The organism is Pseudomonas sp. WS 5532 (assembly GCF_012985445.1).
Lineage (GTDB): Bacteria > Pseudomonadota > Gammaproteobacteria > Pseudomonadales > Pseudomonadaceae > Aquipseudomonas > Aquipseudomonas edaphica.
The window spans coordinates 167,557-174,317 of the sequence record NZ_JAAQWK010000016.1 but is presented as its reverse complement, the minus strand read 5'-3'; the positions used below and the strand labels follow the sequence as shown (position 1 = coordinate 174,317).

6 protein-coding genes are annotated in these 6,761 nt (G+C 59.2%); 4 read left to right on the top strand and 2 right to left on the bottom strand.

Annotation, left to right across the window (positions count from 1 at the left end; all coding sequences use genetic code 11):
* Positions 1 to 615: 615 nt before the first annotated feature.
* From rhtA to HBO23_RS24470, 4 genes are all read left to right on the top strand, one after another.
* The gene (gene rhtA / locus HBO23_RS24485; RefSeq protein ID WP_017136336.1) at positions 616 to 1,503 is read left to right on the top strand and encodes a threonine/homoserine exporter RhtA; all 888 of its coding nucleotides are present in this window, start codon (positions 616 to 618) and stop codon (positions 1,501 to 1,503) included.
* Positions 1,504 to 1,667: 164 nt separating this feature from the next.
* Positions 1,668 to 1,949, top strand: coding sequence for a hypothetical protein (locus tag HBO23_RS24480; RefSeq protein ID WP_017136337.1), 282 nt, complete (start codon positions 1,668 to 1,670; stop codon positions 1,947 to 1,949).
* 99 nt (positions 1,950 to 2,048) lie between these two features.
* Positions 2,049 to 2,780, top strand: coding sequence for an SDR family oxidoreductase (locus tag HBO23_RS24475; protein WP_017136338.1), 732 nt, complete (start codon positions 2,049 to 2,051; stop codon positions 2,778 to 2,780).
* Positions 2,781 to 2,827: 47 nt separating this feature from the next.
* Positions 2,828 to 3,418: a 2-hydroxychromene-2-carboxylate isomerase gene (locus HBO23_RS24470; protein ID WP_017136339.1), complete on the top strand. Its 591-nt coding sequence runs from the start codon at positions 2,828 to 2,830 to the stop codon at positions 3,416 to 3,418.
* 175 nt (positions 3,419 to 3,593) lie between these two features.
* Here the strand turns inward: HBO23_RS24470 and HBO23_RS24465 are convergent, their stop codons facing one another.
* Together HBO23_RS24465 and HBO23_RS24460 are read right to left on the bottom strand one after the other, a co-directional pair.
* The gene (locus HBO23_RS24465) at positions 3,594 to 5,402 is read right to left on the bottom strand and encodes an aminopeptidase P family protein (protein ID WP_017136340.1); all 1,809 of its coding nucleotides are present in this window, start codon (positions 5,400 to 5,402) and stop codon (positions 3,594 to 3,596) included.
* A 49-nt stretch (positions 5,403 to 5,451) separates the two neighbouring features.
* The gene (locus HBO23_RS24460) at positions 5,452 to 6,612 is read right to left on the bottom strand and encodes an aminotransferase class V-fold PLP-dependent enzyme (protein WP_017136341.1); all 1,161 of its coding nucleotides are present in this window, start codon (positions 6,610 to 6,612) and stop codon (positions 5,452 to 5,454) included.
* Positions 6,613 to 6,761: the final 149 nt, after the last annotated feature.

Genomic DNA, 6,761 nt, shown 5'->3' with positions numbered 1-6,761 from the left:
CCCTAAACTTGGCTCAGCAATCGTTGGTTACATCTTTGATTTCTCGCGGAGTAACTTGTGATGCTGATAATCTTGTTGACTATCAGTCTGACTCCACAAGCACCCACACGAATTGCTTGATTCAGTTGTTAAAGAGCGGTTGGTTAAGATCTTTCGTCTCAACCGAGGCGCGCATTCTACAGCAGCCTCATTTGCTGTCAAGTGATTATTTTCAGAAGCTTTCGAAGAATTCTTCAACAACTTCAACCACTTGCGCTTACGATCTCTCGTTAGCGGGAGGCGAATTCTACAGCGTTACACGCTGCTGTCAACACCTCTTTTTCAACTTCCTTTTGGCTTCGATGAACTGAAGCAACTTGCTGCCGAAAACTTCGTAACTCATTGTTTACCAAGGAGTTTTCCGTTTCGACTGCGCCGGAAGTGGGGCGAATTATAGACAGATATAAAACGCCGTCAACACTTAATTTAGATTCTCTATCAAAAACCCCAAAAAGCCCTATCCCCTTCTATATAAAGAGGACAGCAACCAGAGCTGAGCAATATATTGCTCAAAAGCCGCCAGTTAAGCATCATAGTCGCTCTGCTTCTTTACCACGACTTCGGACACCCGCCCCAATGACCACTCCACCTCGCAGCCTGGCCTCGGCATTGTTCCCGGTCGGCCTGCTGTTGATCGCCATGGCCTCCATCCAGTCGGGTGCCTCGCTGGCCAAGAGCATGTTCCCCATCGTCGGCGCACAGGGCACTACTACTCTGCGGCTGATTTTCGCCAGTGTGATCATGCTGCTGCTGTTACGCCCATGGCGCGCCAAGCTCACGGCCAAGTCCCTGCGCACTGTCATCGTCTACGGCATGGCATTGGGCGGCATGAACTTCCTCTTCTATATGTCCTTGCGTACAGTCCCCCTGGGCATCGCAGTAGCGCTGGAATTCACCGGCCCGCTTGCCGTGGCTATCTATGCCTCGCGCAGGGCGGTGGACTTTGTATGGATCGGTCTCGCGGTCGCGGGCCTGCTGTTGTTGATCCCCACCGGAGAAACCAGCACCGGCATCGACTTGATCGGCGCCGCTTATGCACTGGGCGCTGGCGTTTGCTGGGCACTCTATATCCTGTTTGGGCAAAAAGCCGGCAACGACAACGGCGTGCAAACCGCCGCCCTCGGCGTGATGATCGCCGCTTTGTTCGTGGCGCCGATCGGCATCGTCCATGCCGGCGCCGCACTGCTGACGCCCTCGCTGATTCCCGTTGCTATCGGTGTAGCCATCCTGTCCACCGCTTTGCCCTATACCCTGGAAATGGTCGCGCTTACTCGCCTGCCCGCTCGCACCTTCGGCACCTTGATGAGCATTGAGCCCGCATTCGGCGCGCTCTCCGGTCTGTTCTTCCTGCAGGAGCACTTGTCCCTCGCGCAATGGCTGGCAATCACCTGCATTATCTTCGCCTCCGTCGGTGCCACACTGACGATGCGCAACGAATCCAAACCGTTGGTGCCAGCCGATTGATTCTCATCGCAGGCAGCTCTGGCATTTGCCGCTCATTTAGGCCATGTTTAAGCCGTAAACGAATGTCTTTCATGGAGAATTTCGACAGGGACAGCTGAACGCTACAATCGAGAGCGAGTTAAGCCTGCATCGAGCCTTTTTGCGACGCGGCTATAAGGATAGTAATGAAACGAATTTTGATACTGTTACTGGTCGTGGGCATTGCTGGCTGTGCTGCGACCACCAAGACAGAAGTGAAACGGGGCAAAAAAGGCATGCACATCAACTGTTCCGGCCTGTCCTCCTCCTGGGACCAGTGCTACACCAGTGCAGCCAACTCCTGCGGCGCCAAGGGCTACCGGGTTATCGCCAAGTCCGGTGACAATTCCGAAGAGCCAGGCGACTATCCTTTCGGTATCAACCCTGCCGGCTACACCAGCCGCAGTATGATCGTCATCTGTAAATGACCGCCCGAGCAGTCCTCTTCCGGCTGCTCCTTTCTCTTTACACGCCCTTCGCTCTGCTGCGGCTACACTCCTGCCCGACACTCGAGCAACGGAGTTCCCATGACACCCAACAAAAAAATCGTATTGGTGGTTGGTGCCGGTGATGCAACCGGTGGCGCCATTGCCCGACGCTTTGCCCGTGAAGGCTATGTAGCCTGCGTCACCCGTCGCAGTGCCGATAAACTACAGCCCTTGGTCGAGAGCATTCAGGCGGCGGGCGGAGAAGCCCACGGTTTTGCCTGTGATGCGCGCAAAGAAGATGAGGTGATCGCGCTGGTTGAGCAGATAGAAACCGAGCTTGGCCCCATCGAAGCTTTCGTCTTCAATATCGGCGCCAACGTGCCGTGCAGCATCCTCGAAGAAACCGCGCGCAAATATTTCAAAATCTGGGAGATGGCCTGCTTCTCCGGGTTCCTGAATGCCCGCGAAGTCGCCAAACGCATGGTCACCCGCGAACGCGGCACTATTGTGTTCACCGGCGCCACTGCCGGGCTGCGTGGCGGTGCAGGGTTTGCCGCATTTGCCGGCGCCAAACACGGTATCCGTGCGCTCGCGCAAAGCATGGCGCGGGAATTGGGGCCCAGGAACATCCATGTGGCCCACGTGGTGGTCGACGGCGCTATCGACACAGATTTTATTCGCGACAATTTCCCGCAAAAATACGCGCAGAAAGATCAGGACGGCATCCTCAACCCCGAACACATCGCCGACAACTATTGGTACCTGCATAGCCAACCACGCGACGCCTGGACCTTCGAACTGGACCTGCGCCCCTGGAATGAACCCTGGTAGGCACGCCGCCTCCGATCAAGAACAACAATAAGCAGCGAGAATCGACGATGAGTAAAACCCTGGAATTTTTTTTCGACCTCGGCAGCCCGGCCACTTACCTGGCCTATACACAATTGCCTGCGCTTTGCGCCGAGACCGGTGCACAACTGGTGTATCAACCCATGCTGCTGGGTGGCGTGTTCAAAGCCACCGGCAACGCCTCCCCCATCAGCGTGCCGGCCAAAGGTCGTTACATGTTTGATGACTTGGCGCGATACGCCAAACGCTACAACGTGGCGCTCAAGTTCAACCCGCACTTCCCGATCAATACCCTGGTGCTGATGCGTGCCGTCATGGGTATCCAGATGCGCCAGCCCGAGCGCTTCCAGGCCTTCATCGACTGCCTGTTTCGCGCCATTTGGGTCGAAGGTCGACATCTGGGCGACCCCGCCGTCGTGGCCGCCGTGCTGAGTGAGGCCGGTTTCGACCCAGAGGAAGTCCTGAACCTGGCCAACGATGAAAAGGTAAAAGCCGCCCTCAAGGACAAAACCGAACAGGCTGTTCAGCGCGGGGTATTCGGTGCACCCAGTATGTTTGTAGGCAATGACCTGTTCTTCGGTCAGGACCGTCTGGAATTTGTGCGCGAAGCGCTCCGCTAAAACTCGATCGCCAGGCGCCCCTGAGCGCCGCTTGCGAGCAAATCGCAAGCGGCGTTTACCGTATGCCGGTCGAAGCGGTGCGGATCCATGTCACGTTGCGTATCGGCGAATTAGGTGGTGTCGGCCCCCAATCGACGCCAGCCGGCCAGGGGCAAGGCCCCTGAACGGCAACCGATCAGATAGCGGCGGTACGCACCTGCAGCCATTCCAAGGCTGCACCACTGAGCAGCGGGCTCAGGCGTTCACGCACCTCGGCGTGGTAAGCGTTGAACCATTCGCGCTCATCCGCCGTCAGCAACGACGGCTGCAGGCAACGGGTGTCGATCGGGCACAGGGTCAGGGTTTCAAACCTGAGGAACTCACCGAACTCGGTCTTGCCTGCTTCACGGTTCAACACCAGGTTCTCGATGCGCACGCCCCAACGACCCGGGCGATAGGTACCTGGTTCAATCGAAGTAATCATCCCCGGCTGCATTGCGGTTTGCGGTGCGGTGGCGGCCTGGTAGGCGATCACCTGCGGACCTTCGTGCACATTCAGGAAATAGCCTACGCCATGACCTGTACCGTGGCCGTAGTCCACGCCTTCGGCCCAGATCGGCGCACGGGCAATGGCATCCAGCAATGGCGAGAGAATGCCCTTGGGGAAATGTGCCCTGGACAGGGCAATCACGCCCTTGAGCACGCGCGTGCAGTCGCGTTTCTGCTCGTCGCTTGGCGTGCCGATGGGCACCATGCGCGTAATATCCGTGGTGCCGCCCAGGTACTGGCCGCCGGAGTCGATCAGCAACAGGCCATCGCCTTCGATCAACGCATGCTCTTCTTCGGTGGCGTGGTAATGCGGCATCGCACCGTTGGCGTTGAACGCTGCGATGGTGTTGAAACTCAGCGACACATAATCGGGGCGACGGGTACGCGCGGCGGTCAAGTGCTCGTCGATGGTCAGCTCGGTGATGCGCTCACGGCCCAACGCACTGTCCAGCCAGGCGAAGAATTCACACAGCGCCGCGCCGTCTTGCTCCATGGCTTGGCGGATATGTTCGGCGTCCGCCAGGCTTTTGCGCGACTTGGCCAGCGTGGTCGGGTTCAAGCCCTCGACCAGCTTCACGCCGGCATCGAGGTTTTCCAGCAAACCGGTGGTGACGCGTGCCGGATCAACTTGCAGGCTGACACCCGCCGGAACTGCACGCAGCGCATCCGTCACTTCGCTGTAGTCGCGCAAGGTCACGCCGTCCCGCTCCAGTACCGCGCGCAGCTCGGCATCGACCTTGCTCAGCGCCACAAACAGCGTGGCCTGCTGTTGATTGATCAAGGCAAAGGACACAAACACCGGGTTGAACGACACATCACCGCCGCGCAGGTTGAACAGCCAGGCGATGTCATCCAGGGTCGCGATGAAGTGCCAATCGGCGCCCTTCTCTTTCAAGCTGGCACGCAGGGCGGCGAGTTTGTCGCCACGGCTGACCGTCGCCTGCGGCGGCAGGTGTGGGTAGATCGGCTGGTTCGGCAAGGCCGGGCGGTCTTGCCAGACTTCATTCAACAGGTCGATATCGGTACGCAGGCGAGCGCCGCGCTCGGCCAGCTTGTCGCCCAAGGTACGTGCCGAGGCCACGGCCATCACCGCGCCGTCCACTGCGACCACGCCGCCTTCCGGGGTTTGCTCGGCCAGCCATTCCAGCGGGCCGGGTTGGCCCGGTTGCAGCTTCACCAATTCGATGCCGCTGCCCTTGAGCTCCTTGGTCGCCTGTTCCCAGTAACGGCTGTCGGCCCACACGCCGGCAAAATCCGCGGTGACAATCAACGTGCCTACCGAGCCATAAAACCCCGACAGCCATTGCCGCCCCTGCCAGTAACCCGGCAAGTACTCGGACAGATGCGGGTCGGCCGACGGCACCAGCAGGGCATGGATGCCCTCGCGGCGCATCAGTTCGCGGGTATGCGCCAGGCGCTGGGGAACCGTTCCATGGGTCAAAGGCTGCGTGCTCATCATGTCTCCTGCTAACCACTCATAATTGTTATGTGTTGTGACTGAAAAATCAGACCGCCCAGAACGCCGGCGCATTGACCAGTGCGGCCTTGATCAACTGCACGGCCGCGTCGATATCCTGCTCGGTGGTAAACCGGCCCAGGCTCAAGCGAATAGTTCGACCGGCGCTGCGTGCGTCATGGCCCAAAGCCAGAAGCACGTGTGACGGCGCATTACTCGCCGAATTGCACGCCGAGGTGGCCGAAAACGCGATACCTGCGCTCAGGGCCTGGGAATTAAATTCACCCTCGGTGAACGTGAGGCTCAGTGTATGGGGAATGCGCTGGGTGGCGCTGCCATTGAGGCGCACGCCGGCAATCGTGTCCAACTGATTGAGCAGGCGCTGACGCAACGCGACGATAGCGGCTTTTTCTTCAGCAAAGGACTGCGCCGCCAAGGCGAAGGCAGTGCCCATACCGGCAATCTGGTGAGTCGCCAGGGTACCGGAGCGCAATCCGCCTTCGTGGCCGCCACCGTGAATCTGCGCCAGTACCTTCTGCTGCGCGCGCGGGCCAACATACAGCGCGCCAATGCCCTTGGGGCCGTACAGCTTGTGCGCAGAAAACGACATCAGGTCCACCGGCCATTCAGCCAGGTCGATCGCGACCTTGCCCGCGCCTTGCGCCGCATCCACATGCAGCAGCGCGCCGTGCTCACGTACGCGCGCACCAATGGCGGGGATGTCATTGAGGGTGCCCAACTCGTTGTTTACCAGCATCAGCGACACCAGGAAGGTGTCTTCGCGCAAGGCTCCACTGACTGCCTCGGCGCTGATCAAGCCTTCAGCGTCCGGCACCAGGTAGGTCACGGCCACGCCGGCGTCCTGCAACTGCCGCGCGGTATCCAATGTGGCCTTGTGTTCGATCTGGCTGGTGATGATATGCCCACCTGCCACACCTCGCGCCTGGGCCACCCCCTTGATCGCCAGGTTGTTGGATTCTGTGGCACCGGAGGTCCAGACGATTTGTTCAGGTTGGGCGCCGACCAGTTCGGCCACTTGGCGCCGCGCCTGCTCGACCGTGTGCCGGGCCGCCTGGCCAAACGCATGGGAGCTGGACGCAGGGTTGCCGAAGTTGGCATTAAAACCCAGACACTCGACCATCACTTGAATGACCCGCTCATCCACCGGCGTGGTGGCGGCGTAGTCGAAATACAACGGACGTTTATTCATGACGTTAAGACTCGCAGAGCGTATTCCCCAGGACAGCGCCTCGGGAGGGCATCGACCGGAACAGAGGTCGTCAGATTTAACCCGTCGGATGCCATAAAAGAAGGACCACTTTATGCAAATGTGCGTAGGAACGCTCCTGAAATTCAGCT